Source organism: Dietzia sp. NPDC055343, assembly GCF_053645265.1.
On the sequence record NZ_JBSHMJ010000130.1, the window covers coordinates 1 to 1,848 of the forward strand.

Genomic DNA, 1,848 nt, shown 5'->3' on the forward strand with positions numbered 1-1,848 from the left:
GGGGGAGTCGGAGGCGGTGGGCCGCAGCAGTGCGCGGCCCGCTCTGACGGTTCCGCGCATCATCGACTCGAGCACCGCCGCACCGGTGAACGGCAGCAGGTCGCGGTCGAGTGCCCGATCGAGGACTCGGCGTTGCCAGACGAGCAGGGCGCCGACGACCAGGATGAGCGCGGTGAGCCCGAGTTCGAGCGTGAACCCGTGCCACAGGGACAGGTGCGGGCTGTAGTCGAGGTCCGCCTCCCCGAATCCGGCCGGTAGCGCCCTGTACTGGGCGAAGCCGCGCTCGACGGGTGCCCACCCGAAGGGCCCTGCGGCGGCCCGGGCTATCGCGGCCATGGGGGCGTCGAGGATGCCCACACCCAGCGCCAGCGGCAGGCCGATGACGGCAGGCAGTGCGGCCGGCAGCCACAGTCGCACCGGGGCCTCGTGGACGCCGGCGACGTCCGGGACGGCCGGACGATCAGTGCCGGCGGTGACCTGGGGATCACGCGCGTACGAGCCGAGGAACCCGCCCATGACGATGCGGGCGCAGTAGAGGAAGGTGAGGATCGCGCCGACAACGGCCGCGGTCAGCAGTACGGTCACGGCGACGGAGTTGCCTCCGGCGACCTCGCCGAACGCCGTGAGCATCGACTCCTTGGACACGAATCCCAGGGTGGGCGGGATGCCGGCCATGGCCGCCGCCCCTAGGACGGTGGCCCCGAAAGTCCACGGCATGCGCCGCCAGATCGGGCCGAGGTCGCGGATGTCGCGCGACCCGGCCTCGTGGTCCACCACGCCGACCAGCATGAACAGACCCGACTTGAACAGCGCGTGCGCGAGCGTGTGCAGGGCGGCGGCGGCGAGCGCGGCCTGGGTGCCGATGCCGATCGTGGCGACTATCCAGCCCAGTTGGCTCACCGTCGAGTACGCCATGAGCTGCTTGAGGTCGGTCTTCTGCAACGCGAACACCGCCGCCAGGACGGCGGTTCCCATGCCGACGATCACGAGCAGCGCGTTCCACACCGCCACGTCGTGGAAGATCGGAGAGAAGCGGATGAGCAGGAAGATGCCGGCCTTCACCACGGCCGCAGCGTGCAGGTACGCGCTGACCGGCGTGATGGCGGCCATCGCGTCCGGCAGCCAGAAGTGGAACGGGAACTGCGCCGACTTGGTGAACGCGGCTACGGCCACCGCCACGGCGACCGCCGCGGTGAATCCCGGGTCGGTGGCCCACACCTCGTGGCCGAGCACCTGCGAGATCGACGTGGTGCCGGTGCGCAGCCAGATAGCCACCACCGCCGCCAGCAGCACGAGCCCACCGACGATCGTCACGACCAGCGTGCGCAGCGCGGACGAGTACGCCTTGCGTCCGGAGTTTGCGATGAGCGCGAACGACGCCAGCGACGTGAGTTCCCAACAGACGAAGAGCAGGATCAGCGAGTCGGTGAGCACCAGCCCCAGCATCGACACCGTGAACAGCGTCATGAGCTGGTAGAAGCCGTAGTGCTGTGCCCCGCCTCGCGCCTCGCCCCGCGGCCTGCCGGGGAGGTACGCCGTGGAGTAGATCAGCACGATCGCGCCGATCACCAACGCCAGCATCGCGAAGAACAGCCCGGTGGGGTCCGCGAACAGATCCAGTGTCCAGTCCCGCGCCGGCACCCAGGGGATCCGCACGACCTCGGTGGGGATGTCCGCCAGGGCCAGCGAGAGTGGGGAGAGCAGCGCGAAGGCGCCAAGCAGGTAGAGGATCGCGAGGGGCCACCCGGCACCCCGCCCGAGCCAACGGGTCAGTGGCCACGCCAGCAGTGCGGCGAGTCCGGCCGCGGCGATTGCGAGGACGGGGCTCATGGCTCCTTCCTGCGGCGG

General features: G+C 70.5%; 1 protein-coding gene. It reads right to left on the reverse strand.

Annotated features, from left to right (window positions below):
* Nucleotides 1–1,830 (reverse strand): proton-conducting transporter transmembrane domain-containing protein (locus ACWIE7_RS19060; protein WP_454070313.1); only part of this gene is annotated, 1,830 nt, incomplete at its 3' end.
* Nucleotides 1,831–1,848 lie beyond the last annotated feature (18 nt).